18 protein-coding genes are annotated in these 19,093 nt (G+C 37.3%); 13 read left to right on the top strand and 5 right to left on the bottom strand.

Annotated features, from left to right (window positions below; translation table 11 throughout):
• The first annotated feature begins 13 nt into the window (after positions 1 to 13).
• From CFPU101_RS09330 to CFPU101_RS09315, 4 genes are all read left to right on the top strand, one after another.
• Complete coding sequence (locus CFPU101_RS09330; protein ID WP_206815085.1) at positions 14 to 187, top strand: hypothetical protein; 174 nt, start codon at positions 14 to 16, stop codon at positions 185 to 187.
• Positions 184 to 2,259 (top strand): AAA family ATPase, encoded by a 2,076-nt coding sequence (locus tag CFPU101_RS09325; protein ID WP_206815084.1) that lies wholly within the window; start codon positions 184 to 186, stop codon positions 2,257 to 2,259. Before CFPU101_RS09330 ends, CFPU101_RS09325 begins: the two co-directional genes overlap by 4 nt.
• Positions 2,260 to 2,551: 292 nt before the next feature.
• Entirely contained in the window at positions 2,552 to 4,357 is a 1,806-nt protein-coding gene (locus tag CFPU101_RS09320) for an aspartate kinase (protein ID WP_206815083.1), read from the top strand.
• Positions 4,358 to 4,440: 83 nt separating this feature from the next.
• Positions 4,441 to 5,085, top strand: coding sequence for a Uma2 family endonuclease (locus tag CFPU101_RS09315; protein WP_206815082.1), 645 nt, complete (start codon positions 4,441 to 4,443; stop codon positions 5,083 to 5,085).
• A gap of 2 nt (positions 5,086 to 5,087) precedes the next feature.
• On the opposite strand, the gene ftsH is transcribed toward CFPU101_RS09315, so the two are convergent.
• The 5 genes from ftsH to CFPU101_RS09290 form a co-directional block, all read right to left on the bottom strand.
• Positions 5,088 to 7,043 (bottom strand): ATP-dependent zinc metalloprotease FtsH, encoded by a 1,956-nt coding sequence (gene ftsH, locus CFPU101_RS09310; RefSeq protein ID WP_206815081.1) that lies wholly within the window; start codon positions 7,041 to 7,043, stop codon positions 5,088 to 5,090.
• A 295-nt stretch (positions 7,044 to 7,338) separates the two neighbouring features.
• The gene (locus CFPU101_RS09305) at positions 7,339 to 8,202 is read right to left on the bottom strand and encodes a S1 RNA-binding domain-containing protein (RefSeq protein WP_206815120.1); all 864 of its coding nucleotides are present in this window, start codon (positions 8,200 to 8,202) and stop codon (positions 7,339 to 7,341) included.
• A 95-nt stretch (positions 8,203 to 8,297) separates the two neighbouring features.
• Entirely contained in the window at positions 8,298 to 9,044 is a 747-nt protein-coding gene (locus CFPU101_RS09300) for a dienelactone hydrolase family protein (protein ID WP_206815080.1), read from the bottom strand.
• 32 nt (positions 9,045 to 9,076) lie between these two features.
• Positions 9,077 to 10,273 carry a glycosyltransferase family 2 protein gene (locus CFPU101_RS09295; RefSeq protein ID WP_206815079.1) on the bottom strand — a complete coding sequence of 399 codons (1,197 nt, stop codon included), beginning with the start codon at positions 10,271 to 10,273 and terminating at the stop codon, positions 9,077 to 9,079.
• Between the two features lie 114 nt (positions 10,274 to 10,387).
• The gene (locus tag CFPU101_RS09290) at positions 10,388 to 11,488 is read right to left on the bottom strand and encodes a mechanosensitive ion channel family protein (protein WP_206815078.1); all 1,101 of its coding nucleotides are present in this window, start codon (positions 11,486 to 11,488) and stop codon (positions 10,388 to 10,390) included.
• 496 nt (positions 11,489 to 11,984) lie between these two features.
• On the opposite strand from CFPU101_RS09290, the gene CFPU101_RS09285 reads away from it, so the two are divergent.
• The 9 genes from CFPU101_RS09285 (at position 11,985) to sppA (ending at position 19,067) form a co-directional block, all read left to right on the top strand.
• Positions 11,985 to 12,539, top strand: coding sequence for a protoglobin domain-containing protein (locus CFPU101_RS09285; RefSeq protein ID WP_206815077.1), 555 nt, complete (start codon positions 11,985 to 11,987; stop codon positions 12,537 to 12,539).
• A gap of 53 nt (positions 12,540 to 12,592) precedes the next feature.
• On the top strand, positions 12,593 to 12,964 hold the full coding sequence (locus tag CFPU101_RS09280) for a roadblock/LC7 domain-containing protein (protein WP_206815076.1): 372 nt from the start codon (positions 12,593 to 12,595) through the stop codon (positions 12,962 to 12,964).
• 114 nt (positions 12,965 to 13,078) lie between these two features.
• Positions 13,079 to 13,609, top strand: a complete 531-nt coding sequence (locus CFPU101_RS09275) for an ATP/GTP-binding protein (RefSeq protein WP_242577848.1) — start codon at positions 13,079 to 13,081, stop codon at positions 13,607 to 13,609.
• A gap of 26 nt (positions 13,610 to 13,635) precedes the next feature.
• Positions 13,636 to 14,484, top strand: a complete 849-nt coding sequence (locus tag CFPU101_RS09270) for a DUF4388 domain-containing protein (RefSeq protein WP_206815074.1) — start codon at positions 13,636 to 13,638, stop codon at positions 14,482 to 14,484.
• Positions 14,485 to 14,512: 28 nt separating this feature from the next.
• Positions 14,513 to 14,851 carry a P-II family nitrogen regulator gene (locus tag CFPU101_RS09265; RefSeq protein WP_206815073.1) on the top strand — a complete coding sequence of 113 codons (339 nt, stop codon included), beginning with the start codon at positions 14,513 to 14,515 and terminating at the stop codon, positions 14,849 to 14,851.
• A 183-nt stretch (positions 14,852 to 15,034) separates the two neighbouring features.
• Positions 15,035 to 15,517: an orange carotenoid protein N-terminal domain-containing protein gene (locus CFPU101_RS09260; protein ID WP_206815072.1), complete on the top strand. Its 483-nt coding sequence runs from the start codon at positions 15,035 to 15,037 to the stop codon at positions 15,515 to 15,517.
• 122 nt (positions 15,518 to 15,639) lie between these two features.
• A complete protein-coding gene (gene pyrR / locus CFPU101_RS09255; protein ID WP_206815071.1) occupies positions 15,640 to 16,176 on the top strand; it encodes a bifunctional pyr operon transcriptional regulator/uracil phosphoribosyltransferase PyrR in 537 nt (178 codons plus the stop codon).
• Positions 16,177 to 16,210: 34 nt separating this feature from the next.
• Positions 16,211 to 17,239, top strand: a complete 1,029-nt coding sequence (fni, locus tag CFPU101_RS09250) for a type 2 isopentenyl-diphosphate Delta-isomerase (RefSeq protein ID WP_206815070.1) — start codon at positions 16,211 to 16,213, stop codon at positions 17,237 to 17,239.
• 31 nt (positions 17,240 to 17,270) lie between these two features.
• Positions 17,271 to 19,067, top strand: a complete 1,797-nt coding sequence (gene sppA / locus CFPU101_RS09245) for a signal peptide peptidase SppA (RefSeq protein ID WP_206815069.1) — start codon at positions 17,271 to 17,273, stop codon at positions 19,065 to 19,067.
• Positions 19,068 to 19,093: the final 26 nt, after the last annotated feature.

Raw genomic sequence — 19,093 nt, 5'->3', positions numbered from 1 at the left:
CCACCTTAAAACAATGAGTATTGATTCTAATTTAGATAATATTCAAGAACCGATTACTACTGCTTCGCCAGAAGTGCGTCAAATTATCGAACAGGTACTAAAATTAGAAAAAGATAAATTGTATCTTAAAGCACCGCGCAATATTAATGATGATATTCTCACAATTATTAAAGAAATTGTCATATGAAACTTCTATCCATTAAACTTTGTAACTTTCGTCAATTTTATGGAAAAACGCCAGAAATTATCCTAAGCTCTGGTCAAAAGAATACGACGATGATACATGGCAATAATGGAGCAGGAAAAACAACAATATTAAATGCGTTTACCTGGATACTTTATCAACAATTTACGGCAGCTTTTGCTTCTCCAGAATTATTAGTTAATAAACGAGCCATTTCTGAAGTTAATATCGGTACATCGGTTGAATGTTGGGCAGAAATTATCCTAGAACACGAAAACAAACGCTATCAAATTAAACGAAGATGTTTTGTTTATCGAGATCAAGATAATAAAATTCAATATGGACAACTTCAACTTTTTATGTCATTTGCTGGTGATGACGGTTGTTGGTATCCTCCCATGCAGCAACCCGAAGAAATCATTAATCGAATTTTACCAGAAAGTCTATATCAATACTTTTTCTTTGATGGTGAACATATCGATCATATTTTTCGGAGTTCGGAAAAAAATACCATTGCTGAAGATACTAAAGAATTATTAGGTGTCAAAATATTAGATCGAGCTATTGAACATTTAAAAAAAGCAAAAAAAACACTACAAGATGAATTAAATGAACTAGGCGAATCTGATATCAAAAAATTACTGAAACAAAAAAATAAGTTAGAGCAAGAACAAACAAAAATTAATCAAAATAAAGAAAATCAAATTCAAAAACTATCGCAATACGAAGAACTCAAAAAAATCTTGACACAGCAATTATTAGAATTAAGTGGTGCAGAAGAATTAAAACAACTTAAAGAAAAATTAGAAAAACACGAAAAGACATTACGCAATAATTTAGTTAATACCAAGCAAAAAATTAAAAAAACGTTATCGAGTAAAGGATACACGATTTTACTTACTGAAGTTAATTCCTCCTTTTATGAATTAATTGAAGAATTACGAAATAAAGGTGAATTACCCAGTGGAATTAAACAAAAATTTATTGAACAACTTTTAGACAGACAACAATGTATTTGTGGGAGTCACCTTAATGAAGGAACAGACCAATATTTACAAGTCCAAAGCTGGAAAAATAAAGCAGGAATAGCAGATGTTGAAGAAGCAGCAATTCGTCTTGAATCAAATGTTATTGAATTAGAAAAACAAGTCAAGGATTTTTGGAGTAATATTGATACGGATCAGTCTAATATTCAACAATGGCGACTCGAATTATCTCAAGTAGAAACTGAATTAGATAATATTAAAAATAAATTTAGACACGCACCAGATGAAGATTTAAAAAATTTACAAAAACGCTTAGATGAAATCGAAGAATCAATTCGAGAAGTGATTCTAGAACAAGGAGTCATTAAACAACAACAAGAAATAATTACTAAAGAAATAGACGCATTAGAAAAACAAATCAGTAAACAAAAAATTAAAGAAGAAAAACAAGCTCTTGCACAAAAAAGAATCAATAGTACACAAGATGCGATAGAACGTTTACAAGAAGTCAGAAAACGAGTCGAAAGTCAATTTCGCTTATCATTAGAAAAACGAGTCCAAGACATCTTTAATTCTATATCTTTTACTCCATATATTCCTAGAATTAATAGTGACTATGAAATAAGACTGGTTGAAAATACATCAGGGGTAGCGGTACCTGTTGCAGCATCTACTGGAGAAAATCAGATCTTAAGTTTATCCTTTATTGGTGGAATTATTGATCGGGTTAGAGATTGGAGTCAAAAAAATACATTTATTGGATTAGATAGTAGTACCTTTCCGATGGTTATGGATTCACCTTTTGGCAGTTTAGATGAAATTTATCGTAGACAAGTGGCTAAAGCAATACCTCAAATTGCAAATCAATTAATTGTCTTAGTCACTAAAACTCAATGGCGCGGCGAAGTAGAAACAGAAATGAGAAAATATATCGGTAAAGAATATATTTTAGTTTATCACTCCCCTAAACGCGATTGCGAAGAAGATTCAATTAACATTGATGGTATAACTTATCCCCTTGTTGTTCGTAGTTCCAATGGATATGAATATACAGAAATCATCGAAGTCGAGAAAGAAATAGAATTTTAGCACAATTTTTATTAAGTTTAATCTAGAAACAATGCTAAAGATAAATAATTATGAGTACAGCTATCGAGAAATATGTGCTAGTCGTTTCATTGAGATAATTCTTGAAATTGATAACTATAACTATCTGGGAGTTGGTCGTCTTTACATCCCTTAATTTCATCTACAAACTAAAACTGAATCAGTTAAAATGAAGAACGGCACTAGGAAAAGATCAAACCTGCAACCTAAAACCCAAAAATACTATCAGTATTAATCTAAATCATATTTGTAACTCACCCAAGAAGTAAGTACCATGGCCTTGATTGTCCAAAAATATGGAGGAACCTCCGTCGGATCAGTTGAACGCATCAAATCTGTCGCCCAACGCATCGCTCAAACCGTAACCGCAGGAAATACAGTCGTAGTCGTCGTTTCTGCAATGGGTAAAACAACTGATGGTTTAGTCAATCTCGCCAAAGACATCTCCCCAAACCCCTCGCGTCGGGAAATGGATATGTTACTCTCAACGGGTGAACAAGTTACGATCGCTCTCCTTAGTATCGCCCTACATGAAATCGGACAGCCCGCAACTTCCCTAACTGGGGCGCAAGTCGGCATTGTAACCGAAGCTGAACACACACGCGCTAGGATTCTTGAAATCAAACCCGATCGCATTCAACGGCACCTCAATGATGGGGAAGTGGTCGTAGTAGCTGGATTTCAAGGAATTTGTGCGGGTGATAATTTAGAGATTACTACCCTCGGTCGTGGAGGCTCGGATACCTCTGCTGTAGCCCTTGCAGCAGCCCTCAAAGCCAATTTTTGCGAAATCTATACCGATGTTCCAGGCATCCTCACAACTGATCCTCGTATCGTTCCAGAGGCTCAATTGATGGAGCAGATCACCTGTGATGAGATGTTAGAACTTGCCAGCTTAGGGGCAAAAGTCTTACACCCTAGAGCCGTCGAAATTGCTAAAAATTTTGGTGTCCCTCTAGTTGTGCGTTCGAGTTGGAGCGATCACCCTGGTACAAGAGTTGTTTCACCCCAACCAAAACCGCGTTCTCTACAAGGGTTAGAACTTACTAAAGCGGTTGATGCAGTTGAATATGACGCAGATCAAGCCAAAGTCGCGTTATTACGGGTTCCCGACTGTCCAGGTATTGCTGCAAGACTATTTAGGGAAATTGCACACCAAAACGTAGATGTAGATCTGATTATTCAATCGGTTCACGAAGGCAATAGTAATGATATCGCCTTTACCGTTGTTCAAAAAATGCTCAAAGGTGCCGAAGCAGTAGCCGAAGCGATCGCCCCTGCCCTCCGCAGCCATCCCAACAAGACTGAAGAATCCGAAGTGATGGTAGAGAAAAAAGTAGCTAAAATCTCGATTGCTGGCGCAGGAATGATTGGTCGTCCAGGGATCGCAGCGAAAATGTTTAAAACCCTAGCGGATGCTGAGATTAATATTGAAATGATCTCGACTTCTGAAGTAAAAGTCAGTTGTGTTATTGATGAAAGCCAAGGGAAAAAAGCAATTCAAGTTCTTTGTCAAGCCTTTGATGTGGAACAGTCCCCCGCTACTTCTACGGTTGATACGGCAAAATCTGGGGTTCCTGTTCGCGGTGTTGCCTTAGACACAAAACAAGCCCAAATCGCGATCCGTCATGTGAGCGATCGTCCTGGTATGGCTGCTCTCATCTTTAATACCCTAGCCGAAAAAAACATCAGCGTTGATATGATCATCCAATCGCAACGATGTCGTATCATTAATGGCTCACCGACACGAGATATCGCTTTTACCGTTGCCCAAAATGATGTATCTGCTGCCCAAACCGTTCTTGAGGAATTAGCGGTTAAACTGGGAACAGGAGAAGTTTTAATCAATGATAATATTTCAAAAATTAGTATTGTCGGTTCTGGAATGGTGGGACAACCAGGTATAGCGGCTCGTTTCTTTGAAGCATTAGCTAAAGAAAAAATCAACATTCAAATGATCGCCACTTCTGAAATTAAAATTAGTTGTGTCGTCAGTATTGAAGAAGGAATAAAAGCTTTAAAAGCTGCTCATGCAGCCTTTGAATTAGCAGGACACGAAAAAATCGAAGTTCCTGCGTAAATGTAGAGTTTGGATTGCTAGATTTATATTAATCAACAAAATCTCTAGGGGTAGGGATTCCAAACCCTCATTATAAAAATAATATGAGCCAGCTACAAATCAAACCAGTTACGGATACTTGGATTAATGCCACTTGGGAGGAATACTTACAAGTTACTGAAGATCTCGCCTACGAAAAAGCGAAATGTTACTATTACAACGGACGGATGAGAATCGAAATGGCAGCCCTTGGAAATCCCCATTCAAGAAATCATTATATTGTTATTGTTGGAATGGCTTTATTTGCAAGTGTTAAAGAAATAGACATTGATGGTCACGATAATTGTACATATCGAAAAACAGGATATACAGAAATACAACCCGACATATCATTCTATTTTGGTGATAAAGCTGAAATTATTCCTTGGGATGCCACCATTATTAGTTTAGATAATTTTCCCCCACCAAATTTAGTGATAGAAGTTGCCTACAGTTCTCTTGCCGATGATAAAGGTGAAAAACGCTTATTATATGAATCAATAGGCGTTCGTGAATATTGGATTATTGATGCACAAAATGCTCAAATCATCGCATTTATGATCGAAAATCAAGGCAGTCGTCGAATAGAACAATCGCAAGTTCTTTCAGGGTTAGAAATCTCTTTACTAGAAGAAGCATTACGTCGTAGTCGTCAAATGAATCACGGGAAAGTGACTTCTTGGATCTTATCCGAGTTTCAAAAAAAATAAAATTAAGATAACTTACATTTTGCTAATAACATCTGTAATTCTTCACCTTCAACAACTTCTGTAACTAATAGTTTTTGTGCAATTATTTCTAATAACTCTCGATTTTGAGTCAAAATAGTTTTAGCTTGTTCGTAACCTTGTTCAACGAGTTGCCTTACTTCTTTATCAATGACCTTAGAAGTCTCTTCACTTACAAAACGGCGCATACTCGCTCCGCCATTGCCTAAGAAATTATTTTCGGGTTGCCTTTCATAGGCTAAGGGGCCTAAAACCTTACTCATTCCATAAAGAGTAACCATGTCCTCAGCAATATCAGTAGCTCGTTGTAGGTCGCTAAATGCCCCATCTGTGACACTTCCAAAAACAATCTCTTCGGCGGCTCTTCCACCTAATAAACTAGCAATTCGATCACAGAGTTCTTTTTCGCTGCTTAAAAAACGGTCTTCCGTTGGAGTATAAAGAGCATAACCCAAAGCTGATGAACCTCTAGGAACGATCGTAATTTTTTCGACTTTCTTGCCATCGGACATAATTGCACCGACCAAAGCATGACCCACTTCATGATAAGCGACGATTTTCTTTTCTTTATCACTTAAAACACGGCTTTTCCGTTCTAAACCAGCAATTACTCTTTCAATTGCTTCTTTTAAATCCGCTTGAGAAACCTTTTCACGATGATTTCGCGCTGCTAATAAAGCCGCCTCATTGACAAGATTCGCTAAATCTGCACCTGCAAAACCAGGGGTTTGAGTGGCAATCACTTTTAGATCAACATCTTCCTCGATCTGCACTTTTTGGGCATAGATCTCTAAAATTGCTAATCTTCCCGCTAAATCTGGGCGATCTACTAACACTTGACGATCAAACCGTCCTGGACGCAATAATGCTCGATCTAACGTTTCTGGACGGTTGGTCGCCCCTAAAATAATAATGACCGATTCTTTAGCATCAAAGCCATCCATTTCGGTGAGTAACTGATTTAAGGTTTGTTCTCGTTCATCACTACTACCACTAGCGACATTACTCGAACTGCGAGACTTACCGATCGCATCTAACTCATCAATAAATATAATACAGGGGGCTTGTTCTTTAGCCTGTTTAAATAAATCTCGTACTCTCGCCGCACCAGTACCGACAAATAATTCGACAAATTCGGATGCAGAAATACTAAAAAATGTAACCTCGGCTTCTCCTGCAACCGCTTTTGCGAGTAGTGTTTTACCTGTTCCAGGCGGCCCTACTAACAAAATACCTTTAGGAATTTTAGCCCCAATGCGATTAAAGCGATCGGGTTCTTTAAGGAATTCGACAATTTCTTTAAGTTCAGTTTTGGCTTCTTCGGCCCCTGCTATATCACTAAAAGTAATCCTTGTTGATTCTCCATCATAAACTTTAGCTAAATTTTTATTAAACGCCAAGGAACGACGGCTATCATCGTGGAGAAAATATTGCATCGCTGCGACTAAAATCAGAGGAGGCACAACCCAGGCCAAGAGTGTACTAAACCAAGCATTTTGAGGGGGTGGTGCTGCTTCAAAAGTAACTCCTTTAGCTTGAAGAGTAGTCGCTAAATTGGGATCATTAATGGGAATCGTTGCTAAAATAGTTCCTTGCTGTCGTAAGGGATATTGATTTTGATCGGCTTCTGGGGCAGTATGAAAAGGATTTTGTGAGTTTTGAGGCACTGAGACTGGACTATCTGGAATATTAAAACCTTCTGGTGCTTTTAAACCTTCTAAAGGGGATTTTAGCTGATAAAGAATCAACTGATTTGCTAGTTTTACTTGGCTAACTTCTCCGTTGTTGACTCTGGTTAAGAATTCGCTGTAAGGTGTTAGGGTTCGTTCTGGAATGTTATTAGAACGAGGAAAAAATAGATACGCTAGAAATGAAGCACCTGCTAAAACTAAAAGAAGATTCCCAACACGAGGAAATTGAAATTTATCTTTCATACCCATGATTATCTATCCTAATGCTTCGATTTCCTTTTCTGTTCTTTTTTGAGCCATTAATTGTTATAAAGCCATGTTAACAAGAAGAGTGATGGTCTATTGTCACTTTTGATAAATATAAGTTAAAAAATTAAGGCGATGATAATATTAGTTCCATAGTCCACCGTGAAATGAATTTCGCGGCTTATAGCAGAAGTCCTACGGGGCAAACACACGCAGGGCGCGCAGGTCGTCGCCACAGCCCGTCGACTTTTGCTATTAGACAAAGAATTGATTCTCTGATCTTATTTCAACACAAATATTAATCAGGATTTTGTGTTTGTCTGGCTTTCGCCTCTTCTAGTCTATCGTGTGCATTTTCCATCATTTCATCCATTTTTTCTAAGATTTCGCCTGGATAAGCTTCTAAAATTTTTGTAGAAAAAGAAATCCGATTTTTGTATTCATCGATGTCGGCAACAACGACCTTAATTTTCTGTCCAATTTTAAATAGAGTTGTCAACGCATCGACATGAGACTGACTTACCTGTTTAATATGTAATAAACCAGTTACTCCCTGACAATCAACAAATACGCCATAGGGCTGAATTTTGACCACTGTTCCTTCGACTAATGCCCCAACAATTAAATGCTGCATAGCTGCGGCTTTAGCCAGTTGTCTTTGAGATAAAACAAGCTTATTATTTTCTCGATCGACTTGCAGAAAATTAGCAGTTAGCAGTTGCCCGACTAAAGCATCTAAATCATCTTTTTCAATGAGATGAGAACGGGGAATAAATGCTTTTAGCCCTTCTACTTCTCCAGTCACTCCACCTCTGTTGACTCCACTGACTCGCATTTGTACTGATGTATCACTTTCGGCAATTTCTTCGATATGATCCCACGCTTGTCTCATAAGCAGTTGACGACGCGATAGGGTGACTTGTCCTTCTGCATTCTGTTCAGCGACAATGAGAAACTGCATTTCTTCTTGTAGGGGTAAAGCTTCAGCAATATTAGTAATATATTGAGCCGAGGCTTCACGTAACGGTACAAAACCTGGAGATTTTCCCCCAATATCTACAAATGCGCCATCTGAAGTGTGTTGAAAGATTCTACCTTTGACGATTTGTCCTTTGGCAAATTGATAATCATATTGATCCAAAGCTTGTACAAAATCATCCATGGAAAAAGATGGCGATGGCATGATTACAAAAATCCTAAACGTTTCAATTGGGGTTCGTCTCCAGTGTACGTCTAATTACCTCAGAGCGTCACCCACTAATTTTTTAAAGTTGTCTTAAACAACTCTAGCACATGATACCAAGCATCTTGGGCCGCAGATTTATTGTAGCTGGCACGCCCATCACAAAAAAATCCATGCTCTGCGTTTTGATAGCGAAAAATCTGATGAGGAATGTTATATTTTTGCAATTGGGTTTCAATCTCCGATACTTGTGTCGCGGGAATACTAGCATCTTGCATTCCAAAAAAAGCATAGATGGTTCCTTTAATTTCTGAGGTTCGTTCTAGAGTTGTTCCTTCTCCTCCAGGTGTTCCAGTCGTAATTCCTGCACCATAGAATGAGGCTGTCGCTTTAACTTGCTCTAAAATCGAGGTTAAATAAACGACATGACCCCCAAAACAAAAGCCTATGGTACCTACTCCCTGTTTTTGGGCTTGGGGTAAGGTGTACAGATAGTCGATGGTTGCTTGAATGTCGCTTAGTAATTCGTCTGCTTTGGTGTGGTTTTTGTATTCTCTCCCAATAGCAATACTTTCAGGGGTATATCCTGTCTCAAACCCAGGGGCAAGACGTTGATATATGGCTGGGGAAATAGCAATATATCCTTCTTGAGCAATTCGACGGGTGACATCTCGGATATGATCGTTAACACCAAAAATTTCCTGCACCACAATAATAGCGGGATAAGTCAGATCTTCTTGTGGCATGGCGAGATAAGCATCAATAGCTAAATCTCCGTTTTTGATTTGTACGGATTCTGTATTAATCGCTACAACAGACATAAGCTTAGTTGAGATCTCATCAATTAATATCTTTAATTTTTGTCTCGTTCTGTTTCAAGCCATCGACTCTTAGGATTGTTAAGATAAGCGAAATAGATCGGAATTTTCCAGATTAAATATCTAACAATATCTCTTAAAGTACTAAGTGGAATCTCGGTGCGAGCAAACTTGAACCAAGCGGCAAAAACACCGATCATGATCATCAGACCCGCCACTGCAAGAATACCACTTGGAAGCCAAGATAAGCCCAATAACCCACCAATTAGAGTAATAATCAACATTAAGCACCAAAGTAAGACCAAAAGAGATAGAGGAGGAACGCTGATCTCTAGAGCAAGTGCTAGTAAATCTAGACGTTTTTGCTCTCTAAAGGCTTTTAGTAAACGAGGTGTTTCGGTCAAAATCATTTCAATATGACCATGTTCCCAGCGCGATCGTTGACTAGCTGCCCATTGGTCTGCCATTAAACGCCCTTTTACCCTGCCTTGTGGACAATAAAACGGTGAATAGCCTGCGAGTGCTAAATCGACGGACAACTGCATATCATCAGTTGTTTTACTATTGGTTAATGAAACTTGTCGAATAACAGACCAAGGAAAAGCCATCCCTGAACCTGTGAGTAAGCAAGGTTGTCCTAACTGTGCTAAACCAATAGGACGCACTAAATTTTTGACTTTAATGGCGAAAGCTGAAATTAGATCTTTTACTGTAGGATTGATCGGATGCTCCATTAGATAGGTCGATTGAACGGGTCGTTGCTTTTGATGGGCTAGACAAGCTATAGTTTTGATGGTATTTGACTCTACAAAACAATCAGCGTCAACTGTAATCAAAATTTCGGGTGGCTCTTTTTCGAGATATTTCAGCCCATAGTCTAAAGCGTATCCTTTACCTCGCTGATCGATATTAAATCTTTCGATCACAATTATCGGATACTGACGAGCAGCTTGAGCCGTTGTATCAGTACAATTGTCCGCAATGACAATCAGTTGATCGGTGCTTGTTAACTGCGGTAAAATACTTTCAATTGTGCTAGAAATCGCATCGGCTTCATTATGTGCGGGAACAAGAACTGTCACTCTAGGATTCGCTTCTTGATCGTTTTCTAAAATGGCTTGATGATCGATCTTCGCTTGGCTCGCTGCTAAACATTCTATAAAAAAGACAAGACTAGGTAATAAGATTATTAAAGCTGGCAATAGCAGTATGATTTCTAGACTTAACTTCATAGCTTAGTAGTGAAAGGTCACTCACTATCATAGTACACAGTTTTTTTAACGTAACTATGTGTGCAAGCTATTTTATTTTTTGGATTGTAACTAAATTAAAAATTGAACATCAATTTAATTGATTACATCATTATCTTCTTCTGTCTCAAAATTTATATCATCATTAAATTTAGGTAAATAAGCTAATTTTAAAGGAAACGGAACATTAATATTTTCTGCTCTATATTGCTGATGTAACTTTTTTAAAAATTCATGTTTTAAGGTGATATGTTCAAAAAACTCATCTTCTCGAATTTTGAGATAGACTGTTAAATTAATACTAAAATAATCAAATTGTTGATAGCGAATAAAAGGTTTATAATATATTTTATCTTTAGAATTGTTAAATTTTTTCAGAATTTCTTGAGCTACTTCAAGTGTTATTTGTTCTACTTTTTCTAAATCACTATCATAACTAATAGCTAGGTCAACAGATAGAATAATTGATTTATCAGGTAAACTATAATTTCTAAAACTTGAAGTAATAATTTTAGAATTGGGAATAACCATTAAATTTTCGGTAATTTCTTGAATAATAGTATATTTTAATTCTACATCTCTAACATAACCAGATTCACCCGTTTTAAGTTGGATATAATCTCCTGGACGTACTTTTTTTGAAGTAATAATATTGATCCCAGACATTAAGTTAGATAAAGTATTTTGTAAAGCTAAACCAATGGATACGCCACCAACTCCAAAAGCCGTTAAAAATGGGGTTATACTGACTCCCACCGACTGTAAGATGAGTAAAAAACCAATACTAAAAACAGTAACTTTTAACAGAAAATCAAAAAGAGTTGTTAAAGGCGAAATTCCATCATCTTTTGTCGTATAAACCCTAAGAATTGTAACGGCTACTTCAGCCAACAGAACCGTAAATGATCCTAAAAAAGTTGCTAATAAAAGTTTTTGAGCGACTAAAATAATACTTAATTGAAAAGGAAGAGTTCGTAATGAAAGAGAAATACCTCCCAACAAAAACCAAAAAATACTAATTTTTTGCAGAGGATCAACGAGAATAGTATCAAGTTTCCATCCTTGAAGAGTGCGACTTTTAAATAAACGAGCAAAGAAATATCTTTTAAATAAAATTCCAATTAATAAACTACTAATAATAATGCTAAGTGGAATAAGTAATGTTAATAAATTATCGATTTTTATTTGTTGATTCATAAGTTTTTTTAGGTAAAATTAATTGTTTTTTAAAACTTGATTGATGAAGTTAAATAACAATTCAGTAACTAGCAACACATTTTTATAAAAAAGATAGTTATTGTAAATATTTATAAACTAATTTAGACAAACTGATCATATCATCAATTGAAAATATCTATATTTTTTTAAGATTTGATTGATTTAAACATGGAACAATGACAAAATGAGAAATTTAAGGATTGAATTTTTATACACATCTTTAAAAATCATCATACTTTGATAAATAAATTAATTTTTCTTAATTAAGCAAAAAATTTAATCATAAAGCTACTTAAAAAATCCGTATAAATGCGGTTACAATAAGCGACTTTGTTAGGGATAAATAGAGTTAGTTACAACACAGTATAGTGTTTAGCGTTTGTAGGACTTTATCAAATCCATCCTGAGAAACCGAGATCTTTAAGTCACTCCAACTTAGGTAAAAAAAGTTTAGTTTGTGTGCTAGGAGAAAAATATGACATTAAATCCTCAAGAATTTATGCAAAAGATGGAACAACGAATGCTATTTAGCAATTCAGATAAAGCCATCTTAAACTTTTATGCTGATTGGGGAAAAACAGTAGTCTCAGAAATGACCAATTGTTTTTATGATTATCTCGGTCGTGACCCCGAAATGAGTTCCATTTTAAATGCTTCTGATGGCAGAATCCACCGTCTTAGAGAAACTTTTATAGAATGGTTTCAAGAGATGTTCACTGGAATGGACGCTTGGGGAACTAATTATGCTGAACGTCGCTGGCGTATTGGTTTAATTCATGTACGGGTCGGAATTGGGCCACAACACGTCGTTCCAGCGATGGCGACAGTTGTTAGAGAAATTACTCAAAAACTACAAGCAGAAAGTAAAGGAAACGAATTAAGAGATGCTCTAAGTAAAATTTGCATGATTGATTTAGCCTTTATTGAACAAGCTTATATTAAAGTTTCTTCTAAAGCTGTTTTAAAAGAATCTGGATGGACAGAAGGATCATTCCGTCGTCTCATTGCGACGGATGCTGCTGTTGTGTAGCAATTGACAATCATAAACTGATTTTTGATTATTTTGAACTAAACGAGGTATTTATGGGTATTAACACTGGAAAATTAACAAATGTTTTACAAGGTTTTGTTACTGGAACCAATGACGTTCAAGGTGCAGCCGTCGTCACTCCTGATGGACTTTCACTAGCATCCGCGCTTCCCCCTGGGATGGATGATGAACGAGTTTCCGCGATGTCAGCCGCGATGCTTTCTCTAGGTGAAAGAATTGGGAGTGAACTCGCAAGAGGTGGCGTTGACCGAATTTACGTCGAAGGTAATGAAGGGTATGGGGTTCTAACAAGCTGCGGAAATGATGCTGTTTTTCTGGTACTAGCCAGCAAAGCCGTTAAGCAAGGTGTTTTAATGTTAGAAATCAAACGGGCTTTAGAAGACCTCAAAACACTCTTAGTTTAATTATCCTTTAAGCCAGATCCTGATTATCTAGATGAGGAGGTGTCATGAATGATTGATCATCTCCTCCTTTTTAATAAGTTTATTACTAGGGAGAATAATATATTTATGGAGATTATGCGCTTGGTGATTACAGGTCCAGTAGGTGCAGGTAAATCGACTTTTATTCGTTCAGTAAGCGAAATAGAAGTAGTAGATACAGATCGACAAGCTACCGATGAAACAAAGCTTTTAAAACCTAAAACCACAGTTGCTTTTGACTTTGGTCGTTTGCAATTTAGTCCAAATATGGCTCTGCATCTTTATGGAACGCCAGGCCAGTCTCGCTTTGATTTTATGTGGGATATTCTGATCTGTAAAGCCCATGCTTATATGATCCTAATTCCAGCGAACCGTCCCAGTGAATTTCGTTATGCACGTCGCATCATTAATTTTATGGAACAACGCGCTAAAATTCCGATGATCATTGGTTTAACACATACGGATTGTCCAGGGGCCTGGTTTCCAGAAAATATGGCGATCGCTTTGGGTTATACTAACGAAAAAAACCGCCCCCCCATTATTACAGTAAATGCAACCAAAACAGGATCAGTTGCTCAAGCAGTAATCGTTTTGGTTAAACAATTAATGCTTGAGTGTCTAGTTTAGTTTTTAAACTTCATTTGTGACTGATTATGCTGATTACAGGACAATTATCAGAATTTTCTTTACCCGAACTATTCCAATTCCTTGAACAAGGACAAAAAACGGGGTTACTCACCCTAAATTCCTTTAATCAAGAAACAAAACAACATTATATCTGGTTCCGTCAGGGTCGTATTGTAGCTGCCAGCGATCGCAATGACGAAACAGGATTACTTGTTTTAATCCAAAAGCGAGGATGGATTAATTCTCTGCCATCGATTTCATCTGAACAGCTAAAAACAACACCCTTGGGATTGTATTTCAAAGCAAATAACCTTTTGCAAGCCGATCAGCTTAAACTCTTATTTTATACTCAAGTCATGCAGCAAGTCTGTGCTTTATTTGAGTTACCCGACGCTGATTTTACTTTTGATAGTAATGCTGCTATTCCCTCTCTTGAACTGACAGGGTTAAGTAGTCTTGGTTCAGAAGTCACCCTTGCAGGTTTACGCGCTTTACAAGATTGGAGTGCGTTACAAAACAAACTACCTGAGATTCATTCAGCTTTAACCAGTCGCAGTGAAGGTAAACCGACGCTTCATCTCAATCAAGCAGAATGGAATGTTTGGGAATATACTGATGGCCAAGTTAGTCTAAAAGCGATCGCAGAACAACTACAAATCCCTATTGATAAAATACAACAAATTGCCTTCCGTTTGATTGTCGTTGATCTGGTTGAAGAATTACCGATGATGGTTACGTCATCTATTCCTAACCTGTCGCTTAATTCCCTCGATCTTAATCCCATAGAAGAAACAAAAAGGATGAGCAGCAATAATAGTAGTTTAAGTACCGCCTTTTTAGAAAATTTAATGAGTTTCCTACAGGGAAAGACGTAAGCTAAAGAAAAGATTTAATGTTCTAGTAATGAAGAAAATTACAGCTATTATCCGATCGCACAAACTAGAAGAAGTCAAAACGACCTTGGTTAATGCGGGGGTTATTGGTTTGACTGTCTCAGAACAACGACAATTTGGTCGAAGTAAAAAACAAGAAGTTTTGTACAGAGGTGCAGAATATATGATCGATTTTGTCAATCGAATCAAGTTAGAAATTATTGTTGAGGAGCATCAAGTTAATTCTTTATTAGAAGCTTTAGTGATCAGTGCCAGTACTGGAGAAATAGGAGACGGCAAAATATTTATATCTTCGATTGAAGAAATTGTCAGAATTAGAACGGGAGAGACTAATTTAGAAGCGATCTGAATTTAATCGGTCGAAATTTGTATTTTTATAACTTTTTTTTCTGTCTTGAGGAATAAATCGTAGTTGAGTAAAAAGTTGATGAAAACTCTGTCAAGAGTATGATGTCTTGAATTAATAACATGACTAAGATTTATCAATAACAATTAAAAAAATTGTTCTGATGAATTTAGAGGTTTATAACTAATGGTTTCTTTTCCTATTTCAGAAGATACAAATCAACTAAGCGACAGTTTTAGACAATTTGGCGTAGATGAACAGTTAGCGATATTGTGGTTCGTCTATAAAAAAATGGGTACTTCAATCACGATCGCCGCACCTGGTTCTGCTGAATCCGCGATTTCTGGTGGATTATATAATCAAGTTAAAGAAAAATCGCAAGAAGAACAATTACAAATTCAGCGTGATATTCTAAATGGGGTTTCTAATGAAATTACCCGCGAGTATGGATCTTTAAGAGCAAATAGTAAACTTGCTTTCTGGTATTTTTTAGCGCAAGGCATGGACGAAGGTGTTATTATACCATTCCCCGAAGATTATACACTTTCCGATACGGCTGACCAATGGATAACCAGCCTCGAAAATGAAGAGTTTCAACAACAAATTACAATTTTAAGAACGATCGTTGATCGCTCAGGTTCCGCACCCGCAGCAGGCGCATCTATCTAATTTGTGATCATGAGTCGGCCATAGACGTGTGTAAGACACGTCTTTTTTAGTGGGACAATTTTTTGTATATACTCAAGTTAATCTAGTAGATTGATGCTATTGATTGTCCTAAACCAGCCTCTATGTCAGAACAACTGATACAAATCCTCTCAGCCGATGAAATTCGTAGAACTATAAATCGTCTTGCGTCAGAAATCATTGAAAAAAATGATGATTTGTCGCAATTGATCTTACTGGGAATTTATACAAGAGGCGTTCCCCTTGCTCATCTACTGGCTAATCAAATTGAAACCCTAGAACAGGTTAAAGTTCCCGTCGGTGCCATTGATATCACTTTTTACCGAGATGATTTAGATCGCATTAAAACCCGTACCCCCGAAAAAAGCAAAATTCCTCAGAGTCTAACGGGTAAAACGGTGATTTTAGTCGATGATGTGATTTATAAAGGTCGCACGATTAGAGCCGCATTAAACGCTGTTACTGAATACGGTCGTCCAGAAGTGATTCGTCTACTAACCTTAGTTGATCGAGGACATCGCGAATTACCGATCCATCCTGATTTTACAGGAAAAATGCTACCCACATCTAAAGAAGAACAGGTTAAGGTTTATCTTCAATCCGTTGATCATAAAGATGCAGTGGAGTTGATAAAAGGTTAGAATTAGTGTTGTTTGACGCGATGACTGAGGCAATATGAGTAATACCCAGATTCGCAAAGATGATCATTTGCGGATTTGTTTAGAAGATGATGTTCAATTTCATCAAACAACCAATGGTTTAGAAAAATATCGTTTCACTCACTGCTGTCTTCCAGAATTGGATCTCAAAGAAGTCGATATCTCTACAACATTTTTCGGTAAAACGCTTAATGCACCGTTACTGATTTCTTCGATGACAGGGGGAACAGCAAGAGCAAAAGAAATTAATTATCGTCTAGCAACGATCGCTCAAACCCATAAACTAGCGATGGGAGTCGGTTCACAGCGTGTTTTAGTCGAAAAGCCAGAGGTCGCCGATACTTTTGCCGTGCGCTCCTTTGCTCCAGATGCCCTCATTTTTGCCAATCTTGGAGCCGTACAGCTTAATTACGCTTATGATTTGGAGCAGTGTTTACGCATTGTCGAACTACTCGAAGCTGATGCTCTGATTCTTCACTTTAACCCCCTCCAAGAATGTATTCAGCCGAACGGCGATACTAATTTTAAAGGATTATTTGACAAAATTAATAATTTATGCAGTAAAATTTCGGTGCCTGTAATCGCCAAAGAAGTAGGGAATGGAATTTCACAGAAAATGGCGCAAAAGCTTTTAGAGGCGGGGGTCAAAGCGATTGATGTTGCAGGTGCGGGGGGAACCTCTTGGGCTAAAGTGGAAAGTGAGCGATCGCAATATTCTTTACAACGTCGCTTAGGTGAAACGTTTGGGGACTGGGGCATACCGACAGCCGAATGTATTGTCCAAATTCGCCAACAATTTCCAACCGTTCCCTTGATTGCATCAGGTGGGTTACGCAATGGCTTAGAAGTGGCAAAAGTCATCGCTTTAGGAGCCGATTTAGCGGGTTTAGCGTTACCCTTTTTACAAGCTGCCGATCAATCATTAGATGCTTTACACGAATTAGTACAACTATTGAGTGCGGAAATCACAACGGCTCTTTTTTGTACAGGAAATCAAACTCTAGCTGATCTTAAACATTCCAACGTGTTAGAAGCGATAACATAAAGATTACAATACTCTTTATTGATCGACTGCAATGGGCCAATTCACAAAACAAATTTTTGCAAGTTGTCTGGGAAGTTTAGCGGCACTATTCTTATTACTTATTTTAGGAACTGGCGGAATATTGGCTCTTTTGTTTGCGGGATCAGGACAAAATAACGGCTCATCAGTTGATAACAAATCGATGTTAGTCTTTGATTTATCAACCACAATACAAGATACCGAACCTGCTTCATCTCTAGCTCAAGCTTTTCAAAATAATAATACCTCGCTCACTCTACGACAAGTTTTACAAAGCATCGCCAAAGCAAAAGAAGATTCTCGCATTTCAGGGATTTTTCTCTATGGTAAAGGTGGCATTGATGAAAGTGGTTATGCCATCTTAAGTGAAATTCGTCAAGCTTTAGCAGATTTTAAAAAATCGGGGAAAAAAATCCTAGCTTATGATGTGGAATGGAGTGAGAAAGAATATTATCTAGGTTCAATTGCTGATCAAATCATGATTAACCCGATGGGAACCGTCGAATTTAATGGTTTAAGTGTAGCACCTCTATTTTATGCAGGTGCCTTAGATAGATTTGGTGTCGGTGTTCAAGTGGTACGAGTGGGTGATTTTAAATCTGCGGTTGAACCTTATACTCGACAGAATATGAGTCCCGAAAACCGTCAACAAATTAGAACTTTATTAGATAGTGTTTGGGGGGATTTTTTAACACAAGTTTCCAGCAGTCGTCAGATTGATCGAGATCAACTACAAGGGATCGCAGATAATCAAGGTATCCTCAAACCACAAGCAGCAAAACAAGCGAGATTAGTTGATAAAATTGCTTATTTTGATGAAGTTTTAGCCCAATTGAAGGAAATAACAGGAGAACCTAAACAAGAAGATCAATCTTTCCGTCAAATTAGTTTAGATAGCTATGCGAATGGTGTTTTAACATCAGTCAATGAAAATAATACTAACAAAATTGCAGTTCTCTACGCAGATGGCACAATTGTTGATGGTGCAGGAGAAGCAAACGAAGTCGGTGGCGATCGTTATGCGCGAGAACTCCGTCAACTCAGAGATAATGATGAGATAAAAGCAGTTATTTTGAGAATTAATAGCCCTGGGGGAAGTGCTACTGCTTCAGAAGTTATTCTTAGGGAAATTAATCGTTTAAGCGAGAAAAAACCTGTTATTGTTTCGATGGGTGATGTTGCTGCTTCGGGAGGCTACTGGATTTCGACAGGTGGTAAACGGATTTTTGCCGACAAAAGTACAATTACGGGTTCTATCGGAGTTTTTGGAATTTTATTCAATCTCCAAAAGATTGGTAATAATAATGGTTTAACTTGGGATAGCGTAAAAACTGGACAATTAGCCGATTTGGGTACCAATGTTAGACCAAAAACTGAGAAAGAATTACAAATTTATCAGAACTTTGTTAATGAAATTTATAGTTTATTTATTAATAAAGTTTCCAAATCACGTAATTTACCCGAAAGTAAAGTTAGAGAAATTGCACAAGGGCGAGTTTGGTCAGGTCAAGACGCTCTTAAAATTGGTTTAGTTGATGAAATTGGCGGTTTAGAAGAAGCGATTCAATATACTGTCAAAATTGCAAAATTAGAAAACAATTGGAGTCTAGAAGAATATCCTAATCGAAAAACTTGGGAAGAAAAATTCTTGAACAGGCTTTTTAGAACCGAGATTAGTGATTTTACTCCTGCTTCGGCTCAATTAACTCAGGATGTTTTGAAGCTTAAAGATGAATTGATTATTTTTAAAAGTTTTAATGATCCTAAAGGGATTTATACTAGACTGCCGTTTTATTTACGGATTGAATAGGAATCTAAGGGAGGGTTTAGCCCTCC

The organism is Chroococcus sp. FPU101 (genome assembly GCF_017312365.1).
Taxonomy (GTDB): Bacteria; Cyanobacteriota; Cyanobacteriia; order Cyanobacteriales; family Microcystaceae; genus Chroococcus.
The sequence above is the reverse complement of the archived record's forward strand: the minus strand, read 5'-3'. Positions and strand labels throughout refer to the sequence as shown.

Bases quoted from the DNA above. Each gene is read 5' to 3' on its own strand.
- fni (WP_206815070.1), top strand. From the start codon at position 16,211: ATGAGTAATACCCAGATTCGCAAAGATGATCATTTGCGGATTTGTTTA.
- CFPU101_RS09280 (WP_206815076.1), top strand. From the start codon at position 12,593: ATGGGTATTAACACTGGAAAATTAACAAATGTTTTACAAGGTTTTGTT.
- CFPU101_RS09325 (WP_206815084.1), top strand. From the start codon at position 184: ATGAAACTTCTATCCATTAAACTTTGTAACTTTCGTCAATTTTATGGA.
- CFPU101_RS09270 (WP_206815074.1), top strand. From the start codon at position 13,636: ATGCTGATTACAGGACAATTATCAGAATTTTCTTTACCCGAACTATTC.
- CFPU101_RS09320 (WP_206815083.1), top strand. From the start codon at position 2,552: ATGGCCTTGATTGTCCAAAAATATGGAGGAACCTCCGTCGGATCAGTT.
- CFPU101_RS09330 (WP_206815085.1), top strand. From the start codon at position 14: ATGAGTATTGATTCTAATTTAGATAATATTCAAGAACCGATTACTACT.
- CFPU101_RS09265 (WP_206815073.1), top strand. From the start codon at position 14,513: ATGAAGAAAATTACAGCTATTATCCGATCGCACAAACTAGAAGAAGTC.
- CFPU101_RS09300 (WP_206815080.1), bottom strand. From the start codon at position 9,044: ATGTCTGTTGTAGCGATTAATACAGAATCCGTACAAATCAAAAACGGA.
- CFPU101_RS09275 (WP_242577848.1), top strand. From the start codon at position 13,079: ATGCGCTTGGTGATTACAGGTCCAGTAGGTGCAGGTAAATCGACTTTT.
- CFPU101_RS09260 (WP_206815072.1), top strand. From the start codon at position 15,035: ATGGTTTCTTTTCCTATTTCAGAAGATACAAATCAACTAAGCGACAGT.
- CFPU101_RS09290 (WP_206815078.1), bottom strand. From the start codon at position 11,488: ATGAATCAACAAATAAAAATCGATAATTTATTAACATTACTTATTCCA.
- sppA (WP_206815069.1), top strand. From the start codon at position 17,271: ATGGGCCAATTCACAAAACAAATTTTTGCAAGTTGTCTGGGAAGTTTA.
- CFPU101_RS09305 (WP_206815120.1), bottom strand. From the start codon at position 8,202: ATGGATGATTTTGTACAAGCTTTGGATCAATATGATTATCAATTTGCC.
- CFPU101_RS09295 (WP_206815079.1), bottom strand. From the start codon at position 10,273: ATGAAGTTAAGTCTAGAAATCATACTGCTATTGCCAGCTTTAATAATC.
- CFPU101_RS09285 (WP_206815077.1), top strand. From the start codon at position 11,985: ATGACATTAAATCCTCAAGAATTTATGCAAAAGATGGAACAACGAATG.
- CFPU101_RS09315 (WP_206815082.1), top strand. From the start codon at position 4,441: ATGAGCCAGCTACAAATCAAACCAGTTACGGATACTTGGATTAATGCC.
- ftsH (WP_206815081.1), bottom strand. From the start codon at position 7,043: ATGGGTATGAAAGATAAATTTCAATTTCCTCGTGTTGGGAATCTTCTT.
- pyrR (WP_206815071.1), top strand. From the start codon at position 15,640: ATGTCAGAACAACTGATACAAATCCTCTCAGCCGATGAAATTCGTAGA.